The sequence below is a fragment of the Hyunsoonleella sp. 2307UL5-6 genome, from assembly GCF_047345485.1.
In the GTDB taxonomy this organism is placed as follows: Bacteria; Bacteroidota; Bacteroidia; order Flavobacteriales; family Flavobacteriaceae; genus Jejuia.
On the sequence record NZ_JBLFEN010000002.1, the window covers coordinates 190,334 to 213,992 of the forward strand.

19 protein-coding genes and 1 tRNA gene are annotated in these 23,659 nt (G+C 31.8%); 3 read left to right on the forward strand and 17 right to left on the reverse strand.

Annotation, left to right across the window (positions count from 1 at the left end; all coding sequences use genetic code 11):
* Positions 1 to 23 precede the first annotated feature (23 nt).
* The 3 genes from ACKGJY_RS04315 to ACKGJY_RS04325 form a co-directional block, all read right to left on the reverse strand.
* The gene (locus tag ACKGJY_RS04315) at positions 24 to 1,496 is read right to left on the reverse strand and encodes a DUF389 domain-containing protein (protein WP_413972624.1); all 1,473 of its coding nucleotides are present in this window, start codon (positions 1,494 to 1,496) and stop codon (positions 24 to 26) included.
* A gap of 63 nt (positions 1,497 to 1,559) precedes the next feature.
* Positions 1,560 to 2,639, reverse strand: coding sequence for a mannose-1-phosphate guanylyltransferase (locus ACKGJY_RS04320; protein WP_413972625.1), 1,080 nt, complete (start codon positions 2,637 to 2,639; stop codon positions 1,560 to 1,562).
* Positions 2,636 to 3,241 (reverse strand): SprT-like domain-containing protein, encoded by a 606-nt coding sequence (locus ACKGJY_RS04325; protein WP_413972626.1) that lies wholly within the window; start codon positions 3,239 to 3,241, stop codon positions 2,636 to 2,638. The genes ACKGJY_RS04320 and ACKGJY_RS04325 overlap by 4 nt, the downstream gene beginning before the upstream one ends.
* Positions 3,242 to 3,379: 138 nt before the next feature.
* On the opposite strand from ACKGJY_RS04325, the gene ACKGJY_RS04330 reads away from it, so the two are divergent.
* Positions 3,380 to 4,885 carry a hypothetical protein gene (locus ACKGJY_RS04330; protein WP_413972627.1) on the forward strand — a complete coding sequence of 502 codons (1,506 nt, stop codon included), beginning with the start codon at positions 3,380 to 3,382 and terminating at the stop codon, positions 4,883 to 4,885.
* Here the strand turns inward: ACKGJY_RS04330 and ACKGJY_RS04335 are convergent.
* From ACKGJY_RS04335 to porU, 10 genes are all read right to left on the reverse strand, one after another.
* Complete coding sequence (locus ACKGJY_RS04335) at positions 4,875 to 5,579, reverse strand: class I SAM-dependent methyltransferase (RefSeq protein ID WP_413972628.1); 705 nt, start codon at positions 5,577 to 5,579, stop codon at positions 4,875 to 4,877. The genes ACKGJY_RS04330 and ACKGJY_RS04335 overlap by 11 nt on opposite strands.
* A gap of 1 nt (position 5,580) precedes the next feature.
* Positions 5,581 to 6,312 carry a glycosyltransferase gene (locus ACKGJY_RS04340; protein WP_413972629.1) on the reverse strand — a complete coding sequence of 244 codons (732 nt, stop codon included), beginning with the start codon at positions 6,310 to 6,312 and terminating at the stop codon, positions 5,581 to 5,583.
* Between the two features lie 16 nt (positions 6,313 to 6,328).
* The gene (locus ACKGJY_RS04345) at positions 6,329 to 6,964 is read right to left on the reverse strand and encodes an HAD family hydrolase (protein ID WP_413972630.1); all 636 of its coding nucleotides are present in this window, start codon (positions 6,962 to 6,964) and stop codon (positions 6,329 to 6,331) included.
* 3 nt (positions 6,965 to 6,967) lie between these two features.
* A complete protein-coding gene (locus ACKGJY_RS04350) occupies positions 6,968 to 7,654 on the reverse strand; it encodes an SDR family NAD(P)-dependent oxidoreductase (protein ID WP_413972631.1) in 687 nt (228 codons plus the stop codon).
* Positions 7,647 to 8,678, reverse strand: coding sequence for a M28 family metallopeptidase (locus tag ACKGJY_RS04355; RefSeq protein ID WP_413972632.1), 1,032 nt, complete (start codon positions 8,676 to 8,678; stop codon positions 7,647 to 7,649). Before ACKGJY_RS04355 ends, ACKGJY_RS04350 begins: the two co-directional genes overlap by 8 nt.
* Before the next feature lie 102 nt (positions 8,679 to 8,780).
* Positions 8,781 to 10,418, reverse strand: coding sequence for a pyruvate dehydrogenase complex dihydrolipoamide acetyltransferase (locus ACKGJY_RS04360; RefSeq protein WP_413972633.1), 1,638 nt, complete (start codon positions 10,416 to 10,418; stop codon positions 8,781 to 8,783).
* A gap of 3 nt (positions 10,419 to 10,421) precedes the next feature.
* Complete coding sequence (gene pdhA, locus ACKGJY_RS04365; protein ID WP_413972634.1) at positions 10,422 to 11,420, reverse strand: pyruvate dehydrogenase (acetyl-transferring) E1 component subunit alpha; 999 nt, start codon at positions 11,418 to 11,420, stop codon at positions 10,422 to 10,424.
* 177 nt (positions 11,421 to 11,597) lie between these two features.
* Positions 11,598 to 12,080: a cytidine deaminase gene (cdd, locus tag ACKGJY_RS04370; RefSeq protein ID WP_413972635.1), complete on the reverse strand. Its 483-nt coding sequence runs from the start codon at positions 12,078 to 12,080 to the stop codon at positions 11,598 to 11,600.
* 106 nt (positions 12,081 to 12,186) lie between these two features.
* Complete coding sequence (gene porV, locus ACKGJY_RS04375) at positions 12,187 to 13,428, reverse strand: type IX secretion system outer membrane channel protein PorV (RefSeq protein WP_413972636.1); 1,242 nt, start codon at positions 13,426 to 13,428, stop codon at positions 12,187 to 12,189.
* A gap of 34 nt (positions 13,429 to 13,462) precedes the next feature.
* Positions 13,463 to 17,350, reverse strand: coding sequence for a type IX secretion system sortase PorU (porU, locus tag ACKGJY_RS04380; RefSeq protein ID WP_413972637.1), 3,888 nt, complete (start codon positions 17,348 to 17,350; stop codon positions 13,463 to 13,465).
* 265 nt (positions 17,351 to 17,615) lie between these two features.
* On the opposite strand from porU, the gene gldJ reads away from it, so the two are divergent.
* Together gldJ and ACKGJY_RS04390 are read left to right on the forward strand one after the other, a co-directional pair.
* Complete coding sequence (gldJ, locus tag ACKGJY_RS04385) at positions 17,616 to 19,283, forward strand: gliding motility lipoprotein GldJ (RefSeq protein ID WP_413972638.1); 1,668 nt, start codon at positions 17,616 to 17,618, stop codon at positions 19,281 to 19,283.
* A 70-nt stretch (positions 19,284 to 19,353) separates the two neighbouring features.
* Positions 19,354 to 20,628, forward strand: a complete 1,275-nt coding sequence (locus ACKGJY_RS04390) for a UDP-N-acetylmuramoyl-tripeptide--D-alanyl-D-alanine ligase (protein WP_413972639.1) — start codon at positions 19,354 to 19,356, stop codon at positions 20,626 to 20,628.
* A 400-nt stretch (positions 20,629 to 21,028) separates the two neighbouring features.
* Here ACKGJY_RS04390 and ACKGJY_RS04395 read toward each other — a convergent pair.
* The 4 genes from ACKGJY_RS04395 to ACKGJY_RS04410 all read right to left on the reverse strand — a co-directional run bounded on the left by ACKGJY_RS04395 (position 21,029) and on the right by ACKGJY_RS04410 (position 23,659).
* Positions 21,029 to 21,103, reverse strand: a tRNA-Val gene (locus ACKGJY_RS04395).
* 63 nt (positions 21,104 to 21,166) lie between these two features.
* Positions 21,167 to 22,384, reverse strand: a complete 1,218-nt coding sequence (locus ACKGJY_RS04400) for a bifunctional folylpolyglutamate synthase/dihydrofolate synthase (protein WP_413972640.1) — start codon at positions 22,382 to 22,384, stop codon at positions 21,167 to 21,169.
* Positions 22,385 to 22,387: 3 nt separating this feature from the next.
* The gene (locus tag ACKGJY_RS04405; protein WP_413972641.1) at positions 22,388 to 23,236 is read right to left on the reverse strand and encodes an energy transducer TonB; all 849 of its coding nucleotides are present in this window, start codon (positions 23,234 to 23,236) and stop codon (positions 22,388 to 22,390) included.
* A 27-nt stretch (positions 23,237 to 23,263) separates the two neighbouring features.
* The gene (locus ACKGJY_RS04410; RefSeq protein WP_413972642.1) at positions 23,264 to 23,659 is read right to left on the reverse strand and encodes an ExbD/TolR family protein; all 396 of its coding nucleotides are present in this window, start codon (positions 23,657 to 23,659) and stop codon (positions 23,264 to 23,266) included.

The following is a 23,659-nucleotide window of genomic DNA, read 5'->3' on the forward strand; positions in this document are numbered from 1 at the left end:
TTGTCGTCTTAAAATGATAGTAATTACTTATTTAAAATAAACACGTTATCATCTTTAAGTTCTTTAATTAACCAAGCCTTCAATTCACTTTCGTTTTTATCTCTAATTGTATCTAAAAGACGTTTATTCCATTGTAATCGTACTACTGAAATGGTATCGATGTTTATAAAATCTTTAGAAGTAAGCATTTTTGAATACCCAAAATATTCTAAATCTTTAAATCGCACCTTAGCATCCCGTGATAAGTTTGAAAAAGATATACCTACATTGTTAGTTTTAGATTCTATTTGCTGATTAAGATTGGTAATGTTACTTCGCAATTCCTCAATTTGTCTTTGAAGTCCTATTATAATATTGTCTTTATTATCTAAATCTCGTATTGCTCTATCGTAAGCGTCTGAAATTTTATCAAAACTTCTATTTTTATTGCCTTTTATATTAAGTGAAAAATCTTTTATTTTCTCGTAGTTCTTTATCTCGTTTGATAAATCTGCTACAGTAGCTTCAGACACTTCACCATTAAAATAAAGCGTAATACTTTTATCGTTCCAATTTGGTGTACCTTTTTGTAACCACAACTCATCGTTAGGCTCAATTTCAATTTTCATAAAATTATTATAATCACTTTCTAAACCACTTTGTCTAATAAATTTTACAAATGTCCAAATTGCAGGCGCCATTACCAAAATAGCAATAAAAGAAGCTAATTGTGCAATACGTTTACGCTTTTTAGAATTTGCATATCTAAGCATTGGAAAGCGTAATATTTTTAAAACTAAAAACGTTGCAAGCGCAATAAAAATAGTATTTATGGTGAATAAATACATGGCACCTACAAAAATATCGAAGTTATGAGCTAAACCGTAACCAGCGGTACACAATGGTGGCATTAAAGCAGTGGCTATAGCTACACCAAATATAACAGATGCAATAGTTCCCTTTTTTGTTCTTGCTATTATTAATGCAGCACCACCAAAGAAGGCGATTAGTACATCTCTAACATCAGGTTTTGTTCGACCAAATAATTCATTGGTCATAATATCTGCTGTAGGAAAGAATTTAAAAAATAAAAACGCAGCTAATAAACTTAAAACTATCATTGTAGCTAAGTTTATCATAGATTTCTTAAGCGTATCTATATCATTTATAGCAATAGAAAGACCAACACCAAGTATTGGCCCCATTAATGGAGAAATTAACATGGCACCAATAACTACGGCAGTAGAGTCGGCATTTAAACCTATAGAAGCTACAAAAATAGAACATATTAAAATCCAAGCTGTAGCCCCTTTAAAAGGTATATCGTTTTTTATAGCTTCAATAGTAGCAACCCTATCGGTATCATCTCTAAAATCTAAAAGTTCACTTAAAAATTTAGAAATACTAGCAAATAAACCTTGAGCATCTTTTTTTACTTCTTGTTTAGATTGCTCAACATTTTGTTCTCTTTTTACCGCAGCCTCTTCCTCAGAAAAATTAAACTTATTTTCTTCCATTGTATTTAAATTGCTTCATTTAAATGCAATATAATACAATTTAGAATACGATGCATCTATCTATTACCCGTATTGCTCTCCAAATTTATCTTTCACCTTTTGTAGTGTTTTCTTTATATCTTGTTCTTTAGATTTAGGGTAAATGAGTAATACATCTTCTTTATCAACAATAATATAATCGTTTAAACTATCTACAACTACTATCTTATTATTTGCAGTTTTTATCATGTTGCCCGATGCATCCTCAGTTAATGTTCTGGCTTTTACAACAGCATTATTAGAGTCGTTTTTATCTAATTTATCGTACAAACTTCCCCAAGTCCCTAAATCGTTCCAATCAAATTCTGCCGCAATTACATATACATTATTTGATTTTTCCATGATAGCATAATCTACCGAAATATTTTCTGCTTTTGGGTAATTCTCTTTTATAAAGTTATGCTCAGCATCGGTATTATAGCTTTCTATTCCTGTTTCAAACAATTCAAATAATACAGGTTGGTTATTCTTAAATGCGTTTACTGCACTTTTAACACTCCACATAAAAATACCAGCATTCCAAAGAAAATTACCTTGTGCTATAAACTCTTTTGCTGTTTCATAATCTGGTTTTTCTCTAAATTGATTTACAGATTTTATGGTGTTATTAGATGTTTTATCAAACTCTATATAACCATAACCCGTGTTTGGGAAAGTAGGCTGAATACCCAACGTCATTAACGCATCATTTTTCTCGCAAAAATCAAAGGCATCTTTTACATTTTTAGAAAACGTAGTTTCATCCTCTATCCAGTGGTCACTAGGCGCCACAATCATTACCGCATCTGGGTTTTCTTTTTGAATTTTTAAAGACGCATACAAAATACAAGGTGCTGTATTACGCATAGCAGGTTCTAAAACTACTTGTCTTTGCTCTACTTCTGGCAACTGCTCTAAAACCAAATCGTTATAACGCTCATTGGTTAAAATTAAAATATTTTCTTTTGGAATTAAATGTGATAGTCGTTGAAAGGTTTTTTGTATTAATGTATCTCCAGTTCCTAACATGTCATGAAACTGTTTAGGGAAATCTTGCGTACTTACGGGCCAAAATCTTGAGCCTACACCTCCTGCCATTAATATGGCGTAATAATTTTTATTCATTGGTTTTGGTTTATCAGTTCTACTTCTGCGTTTGGGTTAAATAAATATAATCGTCCTGTTTTAATCTCGGCACACTCGTAACGTTTTACGCGCTTTTTGCCCATTATAAAATGTTTGCCATTGTACAGTTTAAATGTTTGCCCTAAAGGTACTTCAAAAATAAAGGTTTTATCATTAGGTTCGTCAAATTGCTTTAAAGCAAAGGCTAAAGGCACGTCTGTATCGCTAGATGCTTTTGGATTTTTAAAATGGTTTGCTAAAAGCGGTAATAGCGCTGTTGGAAAAATTTCAGGATTTAAAAACGGTAACATTAACTGCTGAAATGTTCGCTTCCATTCTATACCATGAGGTTTTATATATCTACCATATTTTTGAAATGCTTTATAATGTGCAATTTCATGAATTAAAGTGATTAAAAAACGGTAACTATTTAAGTTTGAATTTATGGTGATTTGATGTTTTCCATTAGGTAATCTCCTATAATCACCATGTCGTGTTTTTCGTTCTGCTTTAACTTTTATAAACACATTAGTTTCTTCAATCAAATCTTGAATTAGCAATTTTGAATTTTCTGGAATATGATTTAAAAACAGATTATGCATTATTACAAAAATAAGAGAAAGTATACAATATACTAAGTTACTTATGCTATTAAATCTTTAACTTGACTGAAAAAACAATACTTTTACATTATAATTGCTTTAATAAACTTTATAAAGCACAAAAGTAAAAGCTGTATTTTGAATTCGGATACATTTTTTTTAAAACTAAAATATATAGTTACCGCAAATCAATTTTGGTTATACCCAATTTTCGCTTTGGTTATTATGCTTTTATTAAATAATAGCATATTTAGTGATTATATTTTTTTGGATGCTACAGAGTATATTTGGACTGCAAATAAAATATCAAATTTTAAAGATGAATTTATTCAGGGAGGGCGACCACTTCTAGGTATTTATTGCGAATTTATTTATGGTACTTTGTGTAATACCATATCTGATTTAAAGTGGGCAAGATTATTCTCACTATTATGGAGCATAATATTTTCTACACAAGTATTCTATTTTTTAAGAAAACACAAACTTTACATTTATGAATCTGCAATATTTGCATTACTAATATTAACCTTACCTTCTTTTTCTGTTTATTTTAGTTGGAGCGCCACATCAGAAATACCTTTTCTTCTAAGTATTAACTTTTTTGCTGGTGTTATTCTGTTAAAGAATTTAAAAACAGAACAACATAAATTACAAAATTATATTTTCCCATTAATTATAACAGTATTCTCCTTATGTATATATCAGTCTGCTATTACTGCCTTTTTAATCCCTATAGTTTTCTATTTTATAATAACTAATCGTTTCACCCATAAAAACATTGTTATTATACTTTTATTTATGCTAATAGCAATGGTTTTGTACTTCATCATATTTAAGTATTTACTATATGTAAACGAAATAAAACCCAGTACTAGAACAGAATTAGACTTATTAGAGCTGCCCAAAAAATTGATTATTTTTTATCTCAGAGAAATTAGAGTTTTAATACAAGGAAGTGGTTTGCTAGTAGCATCTACGTTATTTTTTATAGTAGGTGCAATAGGTTTTTTTGGTTTTATATACAATCTTTATATACGAAATGGTAAAAACAAAAACACTTATATTTTTATATGCTATATTATTTTAGTTTTACCATTAAGTTACTTACCTAATTTACTATCTGGTCAAAACTATTTTTGCAGTCGTGCTATTGCTCCAACAGCAATTTTGGTACTATTTTATCAATTTTTATTCTTTAGAGATAGTAGCATAACATATAAAAAATTTAAAAAACTGTCGCTAATATTAGCGTTAAGTGTTCTAATTTTAAGTGTTGTAAATCTCAATTATTATATTACTGGTATACAGGTTAAAGAATATACTGCATTAAAACGTGTATTTTTAAAAACACCAGTAAAGCGTAATTCTATTGTTATAATTCAACCAAATAATAATTTTCTTCAAAATAATAATTTTTATAGTAACAAATTTGCAGACGAATTTGGCAGTATTACATCGCCTAGGTCTTGGGGGCCAGCAAATTTATTTAAACAAGTTTGGGATGAGCATATAGTAAAACTAAAACAAACGTACAACCACCAACTTAAAATTTCTGTTGTGAAGCAGAATGAAGAAATTGAAGACAACAATGCTATAGTAGTTAATATTATTGATATTTTAAAAGAAGAATTCTCTAAGGATTGATGATATCTTCCTCATAAATCCAATCATTTTTTAAACAAAAACATGTGCCTTTATTTCCCATTACGCTTAATACAGAATAGTTATAGGGAAAGAAATGTATGTGCAAATCAAATGTATATCTATAATTTCGTTGTTTAGGCAAAACAATTATTAATTTACCTTTACACACGCGCCGCAACTCATAAATTGCTTTTTTTATATTTACTACGTGCTCCAAAGTATGCGTGCTAATAACCGTATCAAAATAATTATCAGGAAAAGGGATGTTTTCAATTGAAGCCTCTATAAATTTTGGGTGTGCTTCATTTTTAATATTGTCTGAAATAATAAAATCTATACCAACAACTTTTGCATGGTGTTTTTTTGTGATTTTTTTGGCCAAATACCCTGTGCCGCAAGAGATATCTAAAACAGAATTACCTTGAATGTTATTAAGAATATAAGAAATAGATTGTTTATTTAAATCTGTTTCTCTTTTAATGTGATAAGATGATAATTCTTTATAATACCCGATAACACCATCCTCATCAAGAGATAAAACATTATTCTTAAAATCCATAAAACGTTTATATTTCTTTCCGAAGAGTAAAAAAAACAAGGGGCTCATAAGTATTCTAGAATCTCTAATAAATGGAGGAAATATGTGATCTAAAATCCAATTAAATACATTTGTAAAATTTCTAGACAATATCATGTTACTTGTATTTTTTTAATATATGATATCGAATAGGTAAACTTAAAACATCTTTTAGCATTCGTAAAGAAGATTGCATTAAATTTATTGTAGTAATATTATTGCCTTCAAACTCAACGGGTATCTTCTTAATATCGTATTCATACTTATGGCATAAATACAAAACTTCAACATCAAAAGCAAAACCATTTATTTCTGTATTAGAAAAAATACGTTCTGCAATTTTAGCGCTAAACCCTTTTATACCACACTGTGTATCTCCCATTCCTGTTACTACATAATTTGATATGATATGTGTAAATATTTTACTTGATAGTTTTCGTAATACTCCACTTTTAACATCATAAGTGGATTGAGATGCTTTTCTGTTTCCAATACAAACATCAAACTCTTTAAAATCTAAATAATAAATTATAGAATTTATAGTGCTAAAACCATAAGGAATATCAGCATCAGTAAATAATCTAAATGCGCCTTTAGCCGATAACATTCCTTTTTTTACAGCGTAACCTTTACCTCTATTTTTTGAATAGGATAATAACTGAAAGCTTTTTAAATGTTTAATAGCAGGTTTTAAAATATCATAGGTTTTGTCTGTACTACCATCGTTTACAAGTATTACTTCGGCATTAAAATCAATGGTATTTACCCATTTTAAAATACGATTTACAGTATCTATAATAAATAGTTCTGCATTAAAAACAGGAATTATAAGACTTAGTTTTACAGACACATTACAAAATAATTATTTAAATAATAGTTTTAAGTTGCTCCATAGATGAAAAGGTTTTTGTTGCCAATCCTTCAAGTTCGTTTTTATAATCGTGCGCTGTATACCCAAACACATCAAAACCTCCAGCTAGAGCTGCTTTTACTCCAGAAACACTATCTTCTATAACTAAACATTCAGTGGGTGTAAAGCCCATAGTTTTAGCTGCCCACAAAAAAACATCTGGCTCTGGCTTCCATTTTTGTAAGGCGTAACAACTAAATATATTGCCTTCAAAATAAGGCAACAATCCGGTTATATCTAAGTTTAAACGTATTTTATTTTCTGGCCCACTAGAGGCTACACAAAAAGGGATAGTTAAATTTTTTACAACCTCATTTATCCCTCTTATCGGTTTAATATTGTTTCTAAATGCTTCAAATGTATTAATACGGTAGTCTTGTTCAAAATTAACAGGTATAGGTGCATCAATCCTTTTAGAAATAAAGGACAAACATACATTAAGCGATTTTCCTTTAAAATTAACTAGTGCATCTTTAAGGTTTATATTAGCGCCCAAATGATTTGCCATATCTACTAAAGTACCAATAGCTATAGGTTCACTATCAATTAAAACACCATCACAATCAAAAATTATGCATTTGTATTTGCTCATAAATTAGGGTGTAGAACTAGAAACTTGCAATAACTTACCGTTATAATATTTATGGCCACTAAGAGAGAATTCTAAAATATATTCAGCCATTTCTACAGCAGTAGTTGGCGCTTGGTATCCAGGAAAAGCTTCTTCTAGCATTTCGGTTTGTACTGCCCCTAATGCTAAAACATTAAATGCTATTCCTGCATCTTTATATTCTTCTGCTAACAATTCGGTTAAGGTTATCACAGCTGCTTTACTAGAACTATAAGCTGCTAAACCTGGAAACTTCATACTACCTTGTACACCACCCATAGAACTTATAGTTACAACGTGACAGTTTTGTTTCATAAACGGCAAAACAATTCTTGTAAGTTCTGATACGCCATATACATTAGTTTTATAAACATTCTCAAAATCTTCAATAGATGTTTCAGCAAAAGGCTTATTTAGTAGTGCACCTGCGTTATTGATTAATACATCTACACTACTGCTCCACTGTTTTTGAATAAAATCTTGAACTTTTGTATAAGAATTAGCATCACTTAAATCAAATGAAAAACAACTTACATTATTCATTTTTAAATTTGAAATTGGGGTTTCGTTTCTTGACAATGCTAAAACTTTATGTCCTGCCTTAGCAAATAACTTTACCAACTCGAACCCTATACCTCTGCTAGTACCTGTAATTATAATATGTTTACTCATTGTTCATTTTTATGTCTTTAGAAATAGAATTCGTCATACCTTCTATAGCAGGAATCATTGTATTGATAAATTTTGTCATATGCTCAAAATCTAGTTTATCGGCTTCATCATCCACATGATGATAATACTCAAAGTTAGTAAAATCGAATGTAGAAATAGCATGTGCAGGTGCTTTAAATGCTTTATAAAACGGGTAATTATCTGACCGCATAAAAAGATTGAATGATTTTGCTTTAGGAAAAAAGCCAATAACTTCAGCACCTATATAATTATTTAAAGTTTTTGCCATATTAGATTTTTCATAACCAGAAACATAGGCTGTAATTTCATTTTCAGCCCTTGGCACACCAATCATCTCAAAATTAATCATTGTGTATAAATCAATATTTTCTGCTTTAAGGCGCATCGCTAAATGCCCAGAACCCTTTAATCCCATTTCCTCAGCTGAATATAATGTGAATAATATACTGCGTTTATTACTTTTGGTTTTCGAAAAATATTTGGCCCACTCTAAAACTGCTACAGTGCCCGAAGCATCATCATTAGCACCATTTGCAATAACATCTCCGTTTACAGCTTTTGCAGTACCTATATGATCATAATGTGCACCAAGAATAACAAATTCATTTTTTAATTTTGAATCATTACCCTCTAAATAACCAACAATATTATAACCAATTATCTTTTTTACATTAAAACTATCTCTGTAGGTTTTAAAATAAGGTATAATATGATGCTCTTTAAATACATTTTCAATATAAACTGCAGCTTTCTCAATACCTTTACTACCCGTATTTCTTCCTTCAAGCGCATCTGAAGCTAAATATTCTAAACTAGATTTTACATCTTTAAGCTTAACAAAACTTTGTATTTCAAAATCCTCTTTAACTACGTTTGCAATTTTATCGTCTTCAGTTACTGTTGCAACCTTTTCAATAGTATCTGGATTGGTTGCTATAATTTGTTTTTGACCACCACAGCTAAAAGTAAAAGCAAGTACGAGTAAGCAGACTACAGTTTTCATAAGTTTATTTTTTCGATTTTAAAGATAAAAAAACCTGTTTCAATTTTAAAGATGAAACAGGTTTTAATAGTATAATAGTTTTCCTTTTCAGGAATTACTGTATTAAACCAACATGGTAACAGGGTTCTCAATATACCCTTTTAATGTTTGAAGGAATTGTGCTCCTGTAGCACCATCAACAGTTCTATGATCACATGCTAATGATAACTTCATGGTATGCCCAACTACAATTTGTCCATTTTTAACTACTGGTTTTTCAACTATATTTCCAACAGATAAGATAGCTGAATTAGGTTGATTGATAATAGATGTAAATGTATCTATACCAAACATACCTAAGTTAGATACGGTAAACGTACTACCCTGCATCTCGTCTGGTGTTAATTTTTTATTTCTTGCTTTTCCAGCTAGATCTTTAACTGCAGCACCTATTTGAGGTAATGTTTGCTCATTAGCAAAACGCACTACAGGCACAACTAAACCATCAGGAACAGCAACCGCAACACCTACATGCACGTGGTTATTTAAGCGCATTTTATCAGCAAACCACTGCGAATTTACTTGAGGGTGTTGTTTTAAAGCTAAAGCACATGCTTTAACAACAATATCATTATAAGATATTTTAGTATCAGGAATCGAGTTGAACTGCGCACGGAATGCCATAGCATTTTCCATATCAAACTCAACACTTAAGTAATAGTGTGGTGCAGAGAACTTAGAATTTGTTAATGCTTTTGCAATGGCTTTACGCATTTGCGAGTTATCAACCTCATCAAAATCTTCTTGACCAGATGGTACAAATTTACCAACTGCAGCTGCACCAGCAGCAGGTTCGTAATTTTCTATATCGCGTTTTATGATACGGCCGTTTTCTCCAGAACCTTGTACCTTAGTTAAGCTAATACCTTTTTCTTCAGCTAGCTTTTTAGCCAATGGAGATACATATAAACGTCCGTTTTCTGTAACAGGCGTTGGCGTTGGTTTATTTGTTTTTGGCGCTGCTTTAGAAGTGTTTTCTACTGCCTTTGGCGCTTCTTTTTTAGCTTCAACCTTCGGTGTGTCTTCTTTAGTAGAACTTGTTTCTGCCGAAAAATTAGCTGCAACACCAGAAACATCTGTTCCTGCAGGACCAATAATGGCTAAAAGCGCATCTACCTTAGCAGACTCACCCTCTTTTAAACCTATTTCTAATAACGTACCCGACTGGAATGATTCAAATTCCATGGTTGCCTTATCAGTTTCTATTTCTGCTAAAATATCACCTTCTTCTACAGTATCACCAACTTGTTTTAACCAAGTGGCAACAGTACCTTCTTCCATGGTATCACTTAAGCGTGGCATAGTAACAACAATTACACCTTCTGGTAAATCAGCAGATGCTTTAGTAGTATCTTCAGTTTTAGTTTCAGAAGATGATTCTGAAGTTGACGCTGCAACCTCTTCTTTCTCTTCTGTTTCAGTGGTATTACCGCCACCACTCAAAATACTTGAAATATCTTCACCCTCATCACCTATAACAGCTAGAAGCTCATCAACCTTTGTAGTTTCACCTTCTTGCACACCAATATGAAGTAAAGTGCCTTCGTTAAAAGACTCAAACTCCATAGTAGCTTTATCGGTTTCAATCTCAGCTAAAATATCACCTTCTTCTATCTTATCTCCTACTTTTTTTAACCAAGTAGCGACTGTACCTTCTTCCATCGTGTCGCTTAATCGCGGCATATTTACAACTATTGCCATATCTTATAATTTGTGTGGTATAAATGGATAATCTTTTTGCTCATAAACCATATCGTATAATTGCTGAGTCTCAGGATAAGGAGATTCGTCTGCGAATTTTTCGCATTCTGCAACACCAGCTTTTACACGTTTGTCTATTTCTTTTAATTCTTCTTCTGTAGCATACTTCTTTTCTAAAATAACCTCTTTAACCTGAGTTATAGGATCTATTTTTTTGTACTCAGCCACTTCATCTTTTGTTCTGTAATGTTGTGCATCACTCATAGAGTGGCCTCTATATCTGTATGTTTTTAATTCTAAAAACGTTGGACCTCCGCCTTTTCTAGCTCGTTGTATAGCTTCATCAAAAGCTTCTGCAACTTTTACAGGATTCATACCATCAACTGGCCCACAAGGCATCTCGTACCCTAAACCTAGTTTCCAAATATCATCATGATTTGCTGTACGCTCTACAGAAGTTCCCATGGCGTAACCATTGTTTTCACAAACAAAAACAACCGGCAAATTCCAAAGCATTGCTAAGTTAAATGTTTCGTGCAAAGATCCTTGTCTTGCAGCCCCATCACCAAAACAACAAAGCGTTACTGCATCTTTATCGTGATATTTATCTCCAAAAGCAATACCAGCTCCTAAAGGAATTTGACCACCTACAATACCGTGACCTCCATAAAAGCGGTGTTCTTTAGAGAATATGTGCATAGAACCGCCCATACCTTTTGAAGTTCCTGTTACTTTGCCGAACAATTCTGCCATAACACGTTTAGGGTCTACACCCATTCCTATAGGCTGCACATGATTACGATATGCCGTAATCATTTTATCTTTAGTCAAGTCCATTGCATGTAATGCTCCTGCTAACACAGCTTCTTGACCATTATATAAATGAAGAAATCCTCTTACTTTTTGTTGAATGTAAACCGCAGCTAGCTTGTCTTCAAACTTTCTCCAGAAAAACATGTCTTCGTACCATTTGAGGTAAACCTCTTTTGTGATTTTTTGCATCGACGAATTTTATATATTTATTAAGCGAAATACAAAAGTAATACTTTGATTGGTATTGAAAAAACCCTTTGCGGTTGAAAGTTTAAAAAATATCAAAAAACTATTAATCGTGGCTTTTTTTAAATGATTCTTTCTATACTTTGATTATCGTCTCTTAGTATTTAGAGAAAAAATATCCTATAATTGAGATTTATCAAAAATTAAGGGTAGTAAGTTTTCTAATGAATTAGATTTTATAACATTACCAACAGTTCCCATAAAATATATTTCTATGGGTGACTTTTGATTAACCTCATATTCTGCAATAGCTTGTCTGCATGCTCCACAGGGAGGAATAGGTTGATTTGTTTCGTTTTGTAAAGCGCCCGCTACTACTGCTATTTTTAAAATTTTAGCTTTTGGATATTTAGCGCCAGCATAATAAATAGCTGTACGTTCTGCACATAAACCTGAAGGATATGATGCGTTTTCTTGATTACTTCCAGTAATCACCTCATTATTATCTAACAAAATTGCTGCACCTACCGCAAAGTTAGAATATGGTGCGTAGGCGTTTAATCTTGCCTTTTTTGCCTCTTTTAATAATTTACCTATGTTTGGAGGTAATTCATTTTCATTTTCAAAAACAAATAATTTTGTTTCTATTTTTAATTCTCGCATAAGCAGACAACATTAATTTAGCCTAAAATACAATTCTCTCTTAAACAAAAAAACTATTGCTCATAGAACAATAGTTTTACTTAAATTTTAAAATGTATGTGTATTTTTAATACTCTATATATTCTCCTGCACCAAGATTAAACGTTAATGAAAATCTCAATGTATTCTCTAATGGACTTTGTACTCTAGATGCAGAAAATAAATATGATAAATCGATATTAACTACGTTATACTTAAATCCTGCACCAATAGACAAAAACTTCCTAGCGCCTTTATCTTCTGCTTCGTTAAAGTAACCCGCTCTAAATGCAAAAGAATCTTGGTATGTATATTCTGCTCCTAAAGACCAGGTAAACTCTCTTAACTCTTCACTAAAACCTCCTGGTGCATCACCAAAAGATTGAAATATACCAGATAGAAAACTAACATCCTGAGATTGCCCTTGGAAAATCACATTTTCTCTAGTAGGGTTTGCATCTAAATCATCTACATCTTCCTCATAAGTACCGTTACCATTATTATCTGTAAAACCAAATTCATCACCTAAAATTGGAGGTGTTGGCACCAATAATTTTGCAACTTCGGCAGTAACAGCTACTTTATTATAATCGTCGAATATAAAATCGAAACCTGCACCTAATCGTAATGTAGTAGGCTGGAAGTTTTCTACACCACCATCATCATACTTAAATTTAGGTCCAACGTTTTGAATGGCGAAACCTGCTCTCCAACGTCCATTAAAATCATTGTAAGCCTGCTCTTCACTTTGGTAATAACCTGATATATCTACTCCAAATGTATTTGCTGACGAGGCATCATTATTACCAACGTTTAATCTTAAATCTGATCTTAAATAGCGCATTGCCACAGACATCGCAAATTGATCTGATAATCTTAAAGCGTATGATGCATCTATGGTAAGTTCATTAGGTCTTTGTATTAAAGCTTCAGAAAATTCATCTGCTCGAAATTCAATATCACCTAAGGAAAAATATTTTAAACTTGCTGCAAAAGAACTACGCTCGTCTATTCTATTAAAGTACGTTACATTACCTAGAAAAATATCATTTACTAGTTGACTCAAATATGGTGTGTAACTAATACCTATTCCTGATTTAGATTCTGAAAAAACATATTTAGATGAATTCCATTGTTGCGAGTAAGCATCAACAGATGTAGCAACACCCATATCTCCCATACCTGCGGCTCTAGCATCTGGAGCTATTAAAACAAATGGTACACCTGTGGTAATAACTCTGGAGTCATTTTCATTTGGAATAATAACAGTTTGAGCAGTTAAATTAAGCGTAAAAATAAACACAAATAACGCTATTAATGTATTTTTCATAGTTTCGTTTTATAATTGCAAATATAATTTTTTATTATAGTATAACAAGTTTCTCTATTTTCTCCACTGTTTTGTTGAGTAAGTTGGATTTTACAGTAAGTTTATAAATGTAAACGCCTTTTCCTATTTTCTCTCCAAAATCATCTCTACCATCCCAAACAATATCTTTAGATAGTGAACTAGTAGCTTTAATACCTCCAGATGTTTGTCCATTAAGTGTTCTTACTAATTTACCTGATACAGTGAATATTTGTATAGAAACGTCTAAAGGTTCCGAACTATTGTGGTTAAACCAAAATTCTGTATAATTTACAAATGGATTAGGATAATTTAAAACGTTATTAATGACTAATTCCTGATCTTGATCGAATACAATGAATTGAATTTCTGATGTTGACGAATTATTGTAAACATCCCAAGCCTTTAGGGTAAGTGTATGAAGTCCAGGTTCTAAATTTCTAAACGGAAAACTCACTGTTCCTTTTTGATAAGCATCAACTTCGGTTTCATAATAATCGTTTAGTACAAAAGGATTGGTTTCATCACCATCAATAATAGCAGAAATATCATGACCAATACCACTTGCTGTATTAATGCCATTAGCGTCTTCTAGTTTAGCTAATAGTGTAGGAGACTCATTAGTTATACCTCCAGATACAAAGTTTTCATCATTCATAAAAAGATTTATAACTGGCCCTACATTATCTACTTCAGCATTTTCATTTACCCCACCAATTCTAATATTAGTAATATCTGCACCTGATTGGTCTTCAGATAGTTGTTCGTTTTTAGCATACAGACTTACTCTACCTAAACCAACAGGAACTCCAATATCCTTAGGTACTACAAAATCAAATTCAAATTGTCCATTTGCAACTGTTGCTTGCCCTCTAAAAATAATTGCGCCAAGTGTCTCAAAATCCAGCTTTACTAAAACACCTGCATTTCTAGTATTATTGTTGGCTAGGGTTTGTCTCTCAATAAATTTATCATAAATTGTAGTAGAAACCACTCCATTATAATTGCTTAAAACATTACCATTTACATCTGTAATTTCACCTGCAAGCTTAACCTTACTAAGCGCCTTTAATGTATCTGTAGCCTGAGCAATAGGCACATCGTTTAGGGCTGTTAATTTAATATTGGGCTTTGGAAATGCCAGTTGCATTGCAGGGTCTCCTATATAAAACACTAAACGTCTTTGTGCAGCAAAACCAATAGTAGCATCATTCTTAGTTAATCTTAATGCTTCTGCTGCTGAAGGATATTCGCCTTCACCAAATGTATCATTATCGCTAAATGAAAATAAATATTCACCTAAAGTATTATTAAAGGTAGTGCCAAAATTAACAAATACTTGACGTGTTGTTGTTATTAAACTTATAGCTCCCGCTTCTTTATTCCAATAGGTAAATTCTCCTGCAGTTTTTCTAAAAGGGTTATCAAATTTTGTAAATTCACAGGTTACAGTAACAAAGCAATTTAATCTACAAAAATTCTTAAAGTTATTGATAGACGGAATGTCTAAAATACGTTCTTCTGCAAGTCCGTCTTCACCTCCATGTCCAAAATAATTAACCACTAAAGCGCCATTATCTATTGCATTTGAAAACTCTTCTACAACGTCAGGATAGCGTTCTCCACCAGCAGACGATTCTTGATTAAAAGCATCAGTATGTATTTTTATTACATTAACAAAAGGCTTATTGCTAGTAACTTGATTTCCAACACTGTCTGTAGTTTCTTGTATAATACCTTCCCAGTCTTTATCAACATCATCAGATACAACAACATAATTATTTCTCCATCTACCAAAGGATTCTTTGGCGTAATAAGTTTCAATTTTATCAACTAAATCCTTAGCTCTTTGTGGAGAATCTGCAAGAATACGTCCTACGGCTATATCTAAACGATCACTATTAGCCATGGTGCCTTCATTGTCGTCCATCATACCAAAAAAATCATCTGACACAAATGAATTTGTAAGATTTAAACTATTGTAAGAGTGCCAAGAAGGAACAATGTTTGTATTGTTTGGTATTCTATCTTTGTAATCATAAGAGCCATCTCCAAATAAACATAAAAATTTTATTCTATTGTTTGGATTACTAGCGTTATCATATATGTACTTTACCAAATTTCTAATAGCGCCAATATCCTGATTACTTGTGCTAAACTCTGCATATATCTCATCTAAACCAACAACTTTTACATTAAGTCCGTACCGATTTCTATTAATTTGTGCTAACCTTTCGGCTTCATTAAACATGTTGTTTGGGGTTACTATCAAATAGTCAATGTCTTGAAAACTTCCATCAGCATTATTAAAAATAGTACCTTTTATATTTTGATTTCTAACCAAAGTACTCCTGTCTTGTTTTGGTTGAAAATAATCGGAAGGTGATAGTGCAACATAAACCTTTTCTTCTCCCATTGTTGCAGTAAAAGCAAACTCTGTTTCTCCTTGATTATTCTCAATAGTTTTAATGTTATATATATCTGTAACATCCCAGACTTCTGATAATCGGGATGCCTCAGAAATGGTGTATTGCGCAATTCCTGAAGAATTAACTACAGCATTATTTTTAAACTGAAATTGTGTACTATTAAATTTTAGCGGTCTTGTAGCCTCAACCGAAATATAATCTAAGTAGGCTTGCGAACTAGGGTTTGATTTATTGTCGTAATTTAAGTTTACAATAACATCATCACTGTTTATGTTTACAGTACCTGAGTAAAATGAATCAGAGCCAATTACAGTATTACTTGTGGTTCCAAAATTTAAATTTCTAATTAAATTACCATTTACGCTTATACCCATTGAGGTGGAAGCAGATGACACAGCCGCTGCATAAACTTTAACAACAACAGGTTCTGTAGTTATAAGCTCTGGAAAGTTAAACTTAAAATCTTGGTTATTATCTATATTAAATCTTGCTCCAAACCATCGCCTTCCAACAGTACCTATATTATGAATATCTCTTTCAATAAATTTATATTGCTGGTAGGAATCAACAACTAAATCGACAGGTCCAGTAGGTTGAATTATGGGCTGTATCCTTTTACCTAAATTACCGCCAGATGTTATGTAATAATATGTTTTATCAGTGTAAGAATTAATATTGGTATTACTTTCTAGATTAAACTCTTTTGGACCTTGTGCATAAAAAACTACAAAATCCTCATTATCAAATTCGCCATCTTGTTCGCCTATAACTTTAATAGCATTTTCGGCAATATCAAATGGGTATGGTTCTGAATTACTAAAAGGAATCATTCTACCACCATTACCAAATATTTTTATAGTTCTAGGATCTACGTTATTAACATCCACACCCAAATTCTGTAAAAAAGATTTTGTTAACCTAAAAACACCTGTTGTATCAACATAAAACTTATACCAATCTCCTGAGTTTAAAACTGAATTACTGATAATTTTAGAATTTCTGAAGTTTTTGGAACTCCTTGACCTGTTAGAAACACCATTAATGTAGTTATAGTTAACTTGAAAGGAAAGTAATTTTTTGTACCCTCCATTTTCATCTTTTACAATCGGAGATAGTTCTAAAAAACCAAACTGCCTATTTCTTGATTTGGAATTTTTTAAACTGATATTTATAGCTGTATTTATTTTTGAGATATCCATCCCAAATAAATCTTGTTTTGAAATTGATTGATATCTGGTATTACTTATGGTAACTGATGACTCATCAATAGTATTTTGTATTTCCCATTGAGCTATAAATTGCAAACCATCATCAAAATCATAACTATAATTTTTTTGATTAAAATATGGTAATTCTAAAGCATTAGTACCAAATGTTAGAGTTGTAGTTCCATTCCAATCTATTGAAAAGTTCTTTTTTTGACTGTAAACAAAACTCGATACTAGTAATAATATAACTAAAATTTTCTCTTTCATGAGCTAAAATAACGTCTGTAACTTATGGTTATTATTAAGTAAAACAATATTTTTTTTATTTACATCAAAAATACAATAATATTTTATGAAAAGTAACGTTATTTGTATGCATTAGTATAGAGAAAAGTGCCAATATCATCGATGTAATACATCAAAAACAAGATGAAATACGTATTTTTTTCGTCAAAATGCAAAAATAGCTTGTTCTGTAAGGTTAAATTCTTATATTGCAGCACCAAAACAAAATTTTAGCTTACTTAAACGTATGGATATGAAAAATGTAGCGATATTAAAAGTGTTCTTAATCGCAGTTCTTTCTGTTACAGCATTTAGTTGTAAAAAATCATCTAGTTCAAAAAATAGTTCTAGAGCAACAGGATGGCAAATAAACGGAAGAGATGGTGGTTTTCAATACAATACCAACTTTAAAGAGCAGGAAACCGCTCCAGGTTTGGTTTTTATTGAAGGTGGTACATTTACTAAAGGCCGCGTGCAAGACGATGTTATGCACGATTGGAACAATACACCCACCCAACAACATGTTCAATCATTTTATATGGATGAAACTGAGGTAACAAATTTAATGTATGTTGAATATCTTGACTACATGAAAAAGCTTTACCCACCAGATGATGAGCTTTACAGAAATATTTATAATGGTATATTACCAGATACGTTAGTTTGGAGAAACCGACTTGGGTACAACGAGGTAATGACTGAAAACTATTTAAGACACCCGGCCTACGCTGAATACCCTGTAGTTGGTGTAAGTTGGATTCAAGCGATTGAGTATTCTAATTGGAGAACCGATCGTGTAAATGAGTTGAATTTACAGAAAAATGGTTACAGAGAAATAAGTTCTGAAACAGACCCTGATAACTATTTTAGTACAGATCGATATAAAGTAGACCCAAGTACTTATGATACTGGAGAAACTGACAATAGCAGAAATAGAAATGTAAAAGTTGATGCTGATGGAAATGAAACTGGGGTGTATGCATCTATGGAGACTGGGGTAATTGGACCAAAATACAGATTACCAACTGAAACAGAATGGGAATATGCAGCTCTAGGCTTAAGCGAATTAAGAAGCTATAATTTATACCGTGGTCGTAAAAAATATCCTTGGGATGGACAATACACACGTAATGGAAAACGAAAATTCCGAGGAGATCAATTAGCCAACTTTAAACAAGGCAAGGGAGACTACGGTGGTATTGCAGGATGGAGTGATGACGGTGCTGATATTACAAACGCTGTAAAATCATACGAACCTAATGATTATGGGTTATATGATATGGCTGGTAATGTTGCTGAATGGGTAGCTGATGTTTATAGACCTATTGTTGATGATGAGTTTAACGACTTTAATTACTATAGAGGAAATGTGTATACAAAAAATGCAATTACAGAAGAAGGTACAGTTAAAGTAGTAACTTCTGATGAGATTGTTTATGATACACTATCTAACGGCAGAATTGTTGCTAGAAATTTACCTGGAGAAATTGTTAAAGTTGCAGTGGATGAAAATGAAACATATTTAAGACCAAACTTTGACAGATCGGACAATATAAACTTTAGAGATGGTGATCGTCGCTCTTCACGTTACTACGAAAGTTTTGGTGAAGACGAAGATGAAGAATCTGAAAAGTCTGTAACAAGAAAAATGTATAATTCTCCTAAGCATTCTATATCAAGAGATTCTTTAGGTAACATGGTTAGAGAATATGACAAATCTAATAATAGAACCTCTTTAATAAATGATGAAGTAAGAGTTTATAAAGGTGGGTCATGGAAAGATAGAGAATATTGGTTAGATCCTGCTCAAAGAAGATACTTCCCGCAAGATATGGCTACAGACTACATTGGCTTTAGATGTGCAATGTCTCGTGTAGGTTCAAAATCTAAAATGGGAGCTAAAAAGAAGAGTTAATTATTAATTCTTTTAAATAATTTTAAAAAAGTCCTGATGTTAAATCAGGACTTTTTTTTACATTTATTTTATGAATTTAGATACACTACACAAGCTTTTTTTAGAATGCAACTCAGTAAATACTGATACTAGAAACATTAAAGAAGGAGATTTATTTTTCGCACTTAAAGGAGAGAATTTTAATGGTAATACCTATGCGCAACAAGCTATTGAAAAGGGTGCAAAATATGCTGTAATTGATGAAAAATCCTTTGAAAGCGACAACACCATTTTGGTTAAAGACACTCTAGAAACACTACAAAATCTAGCAACATCTCATAGAAAATATTTAAAAACTAAAATTATAGCTTTAACTGGTAGTAATGGTAAAACCACTACAAAAGAACTTATTAATGTAGTTTTATCTAAAAAATTTAATACTACAGCTACTAAAGGCAATTTAAACAATCATATTGGCGTACCGCTTACACTCCTTTCAATGACTGAAGAAACCGAAATAGGTATTATTGAAATGGGAGCCAACCATCAAAAAGAGATTGAATTTTTATGCAATATAGCTTTACCGGATTATGGATTAATAACTAACTATGGAAAAGCACATTTAGAGGGTTTTGGTGGTTTAGAAGGTGTCATAAAGGGTAAAAGTGAAATGTTTGTTCATCTAATAAAAAATAACAAAACTATCTTCCTTAACACTAATGACCCCATTCAAATTAAAAAAAGTAAAGAGGGCAAAGTATTCACATTTGGTAAAAGTGAAAAAAATCCAAAAGTTGCTATAAATTTTATAAACGCCCGACCTTTTGTAAAGTTAAAGTACAATGATACCACTATAAATAGCCAGCTTATTGGTAATTATAACTTTAATAATATTGCTGTAGCTGTTGCTATAGGTAACTACTTTGAAGTTAGTGATATGGATATTAAATATGCAATTGAAGGCTATGTACCATCTAACAATCGCTCTCAAATTATAGAAGATGGTAACCTTAAAATAATCTTAGATGCATATAATGCTAACCCAACAAGTATGCGAGCAGCACTTCTTAATTTTGAAAAACAAGATGGTTATAAAATTGCTATTCTTGGGGATATGTTTGAATTAGGTACAGCAGCAAAATTAGAGCATCAAACTATAACAGATTTAGCCGTTTATTTAAATATTGATAAAATATATCTTGTTGGCAAAAACTTCTTTAATTCTAATACAAACTCCAGTAAAGTTAATCAATTTGAGACATTTAATAGTTTTAACAAGTCAATAAGTCTCAAAGACACCCATAATTCTATAATTTTGATAAAAGGATCTCGTGGAATGGCTTTAGAGCGTTTTTTAGATAATTAAAACTCCTCTTATATAATTAATAAAAAGTATCTATATTATAAGTCTAATATTAACACTCATCAAACTCTCCTTAAAAACTAATTAATAGCACCATAAAAATGTGAATTATTCGTAAATGATGTCATACTAAATATCAGTATTCTAAAATATGACTTAAATTTTGGATACTTTATTAATTAAGCGAGCTATAATTAAGCAGAAAATAATTTAATCTCAAATGACATATAATATTATGATTATTCAAAATATATGTTGAAGTTATTTTTAATACTAAACGCTTTAAAAAACAAATACTAAGTTTTCCAGTTTAGCATTTATGATATCGCAATTACAAATATCCAAAATAACACTTGAGAAAAGTAAAAAAACAAAAAAAGCTTCCAGATCTGGAAGCTTTTAGTGGGCGCGAAGGGATTCGAACCCCTGACCCCTTGGGTGTAAACCAAGTGCTCTGAACCAACTGAGCTACGCGCCCAAATTAATAGGTGTGCAAATATAATCTAGTTTTTAATACTGGAAAAACTTTTTTGAGAAAAATTTAAATTATTTCTGCCACAACAAATGTACTTCCTCCAACAAAAATAAAATCGTTATTAGAAGCGGCTTTTAAGGCAGATTTATATGCCTCATCTACAGAATTATAGACCTCTCCAAGAATACCATGTTTCTCTAATTCATTTCGCAACTCCTCAGCATCTTTTCCTCTAGGAATATCTGGCTTACAAAAATAATATATAGCCTGCGTTGGTAATAAATCAGCTATTGAGTTTAAATCTTTATCTTTTACAACACCAAAAACGATATGGAGCTTATTAAAACTTTCTTGTTTTAATTGCGTCATCACATACAACAACCCTTCTCTATTATGCCCAGTATCGCAAACTACTTTTGGGTTTTTATTTAAAGTTTGCCAACGTCCTAACAAACCAGTATTACTTACAACATTTAAAAACCCTTGCCGTATATTATCGTTTGAAATACTATATCCTATTTCCCTAAGTTCTTCTACAGTTTGATACGCTGTTTTTATATTTTTAATTTGATATGTACCAACCATATCAGACTTGTAAGTTCTTGCTACTACTTTATCTGCGTATATAATTTTAGATGATTTTTCTTTTGCTAAACCATCAAATATAGGCTTAGTTTGTTTTTGAGTTTCACCAATAACAACAGGAGTATTTGATTTTATGATACCGCCTTTTTCACTTGCTATTAACTCTAATGTATTCCCTAAAAACTGTGTATGATCTAAACCAATATTAGTAATTACAGAAACTTCGGGAGACAAAATATTTGTAGAATCTAAACGTCCTCCCATACCAACTTCAACTACTGCGATATCCACATTTTGTTTCGAAAAATAATCGAATGCCATACCAACAGTCATCTCAAAAAAAGACAATTGATTCGCTTCAAAGAACAATTTATTTTCTTTAATAAAATTAATTACAAACCCTTTGCTAACAGGTTTACCATTAACTCTAATACGCTCTCTAAAATCTTTTAAGTGAGGTGATGTATACAAGCCTACTTTATAACCAGCTTCTTGTAGTATTGAAGCTATCATATGACTTGTAGAGCCTTTACCATTAGTTCCTGCAACATGTACAGATTTAAAAGTATGTTGAGGATTATCTAAATGCTTTGCTAATTTTAATGTATTAGATAAATCTTTCTTAAAGGCAGTTTTACCTTGGCGTTGATACATTGGTAGTTGAGAAAACATCCAATTTAGTGTATCTTGATATGTCATAAACTATTGACTCAATTTGAAGTTAACACTAACAAAACCTATTTGGCGAGACGGAGCTTTAGAATTTGATGGCCATTTATGAGATAAAGCAATTTTTTTGGCAGGCTCAAGCAAACATTGCGCTGTATTAGTGGTGCCTTTTACTCCTGGTACTGCTTCAACAACGTTACCACTTTTATTTACTACGATGCGTACTATAACTAGACCAGATTCGTTACAATCTTGCTTTAATCTATTAAATGAGGCACTGCCACGGCCATTTAAACCATAACCCACGCCTCCACTACCGCTACCTTTGCCTCCAAAATAACTTGGCGCGTAAGGATTACCATCTAATTGCCCTTTATCTCCACTCTGTGTATCATTACCTTCACTCCCTGTTTCTGCGCCATCAGACTTACTAACACCACCAATTAATGCATCTAGTTTTTTCTTCTTTTCTTCCTGTTCTCTTTTCTCTTTTGCTATTCTATCTGCCTCAGCTTTAGCTTTAGCATCTGCTATTGCTTTGGCTTTTACCTCAGCCGCCTTTTGTTTTTTTATAGCAATTTCTTCAGCATTATCTTGGGTTAATACGTCCTCTTTCACTTCAGAAGTTTTTGTAGGTTCTGCTTTAGAAACTTTAGGTTGCGGTAATTCTTCTACAACCTTAGGTTCAGATTTTACTGGTTTTTTAGGTTGTACAGTTCCTTTTTCAAAATCTGAATTTCCAAAATTTACTGCAACACCATATTCTTCAGGTGGATCCATGTAAGGAGGACCAACAACAAACAATAATAAAAGTACAATAATAGCAAGTAATGCTGTTATTTTTGCTGAGTTTCGTTCGTGTTTGGTCTCAAGGTACTTCATAATATTACGCTATATGAAACTTAGAATTTAGTTATTAGGTTTTACAGCTAAAATCACTTTGAACTTATTTCTATTAGCAATATCCATAACCTTAACCACATTTTCTACTGGCACAGATTTTTCGGCCCTTAAAACAATAGTTGGTTTATCTTTTTTAGAAAGTACCGCAAGTAATTCGTTTTCTAGAATACTTACACCTACCCGTTTTTGATCGATATAATAGGTTAAATCTTTTTTTATACTCACAGCAACAGATTTTTTGTTTTCAGTTTTACCACTAGCTTTTGGTAACAATATATCTATTGCGTTAGTAGTTACTAAAGTTGATGCTATCATAAAAAAGATTAATAACAAAAAAACAATATCTGTCATTGACGACATATTGAATTCTGGTGTCACCTTATTTCTTCCTCTAATATTCAT

Excerpts from the sequence above, each read along its gene's own strand:
- ACKGJY_RS04315 (WP_413972624.1), bottom strand. The coding sequence starts at position 1,496 with ATGGAAGAAAATAAGTTTAATTTTTCTGAGGAAGAGGCTGCGGTAAAA.
- ACKGJY_RS04320 (WP_413972625.1), bottom strand. The coding sequence starts at position 2,639 with ATGAATAAAAATTATTACGCCATATTAATGGCAGGAGGTGTAGGCTCA.
- ACKGJY_RS04325 (WP_413972626.1), bottom strand. The coding sequence starts at position 3,241 with ATGCATAATCTGTTTTTAAATCATATTCCAGAAAATTCAAAATTGCTA.
- ACKGJY_RS04335 (WP_413972628.1), bottom strand. The coding sequence starts at position 5,579 with ATGATATTGTCTAGAAATTTTACAAATGTATTTAATTGGATTTTAGAT.
- ACKGJY_RS04345 (WP_413972630.1), bottom strand. The coding sequence starts at position 6,964 with ATGAGCAAATACAAATGCATAATTTTTGATTGTGATGGTGTTTTAATT.
- ACKGJY_RS04350 (WP_413972631.1), bottom strand. The coding sequence starts at position 7,654 with ATGAGTAAACATATTATAATTACAGGTACTAGCAGAGGTATAGGGTTC.
- ACKGJY_RS04355 (WP_413972632.1), bottom strand. The coding sequence starts at position 8,678 with ATGAAAACTGTAGTCTGCTTACTCGTACTTGCTTTTACTTTTAGCTGT.
- ACKGJY_RS04360 (WP_413972633.1), bottom strand. The coding sequence starts at position 10,418 with ATGGCAATAGTTGTAAATATGCCGCGATTAAGCGACACGATGGAAGAA.
- pdhA (WP_413972634.1), bottom strand. The coding sequence starts at position 11,420 with ATGCAAAAAATCACAAAAGAGGTTTACCTCAAATGGTACGAAGACATG.
- cdd (WP_413972635.1), bottom strand. The coding sequence starts at position 12,080 with ATGCGAGAATTAAAAATAGAAACAAAATTATTTGTTTTTGAAAATGAA.
- porV (WP_413972636.1), bottom strand. The coding sequence starts at position 13,428 with ATGAAAAATACATTAATAGCGTTATTTGTGTTTATTTTTACGCTTAAT.
- porU (WP_413972637.1), bottom strand. The coding sequence starts at position 17,350 with ATGAAAGAGAAAATTTTAGTTATATTATTACTAGTATCGAGTTTTGTT.
- gldJ (WP_413972638.1), top strand. The coding sequence starts at position 17,616 with ATGGATATGAAAAATGTAGCGATATTAAAAGTGTTCTTAATCGCAGTT.
- ACKGJY_RS04390 (WP_413972639.1), top strand. The coding sequence starts at position 19,354 with ATGAATTTAGATACACTACACAAGCTTTTTTTAGAATGCAACTCAGTA.
- ACKGJY_RS04400 (WP_413972640.1), bottom strand. The coding sequence starts at position 22,384 with ATGACATATCAAGATACACTAAATTGGATGTTTTCTCAACTACCAATG.
- ACKGJY_RS04405 (WP_413972641.1), bottom strand. The coding sequence starts at position 23,236 with ATGAAGTACCTTGAGACCAAACACGAACGAAACTCAGCAAAAATAACA.
- ACKGJY_RS04410 (WP_413972642.1), bottom strand. The coding sequence starts at position 23,659 with ATGAATATTAGAGGAAGAAATAAGGTGACACCAGAATTCAATATGTCG.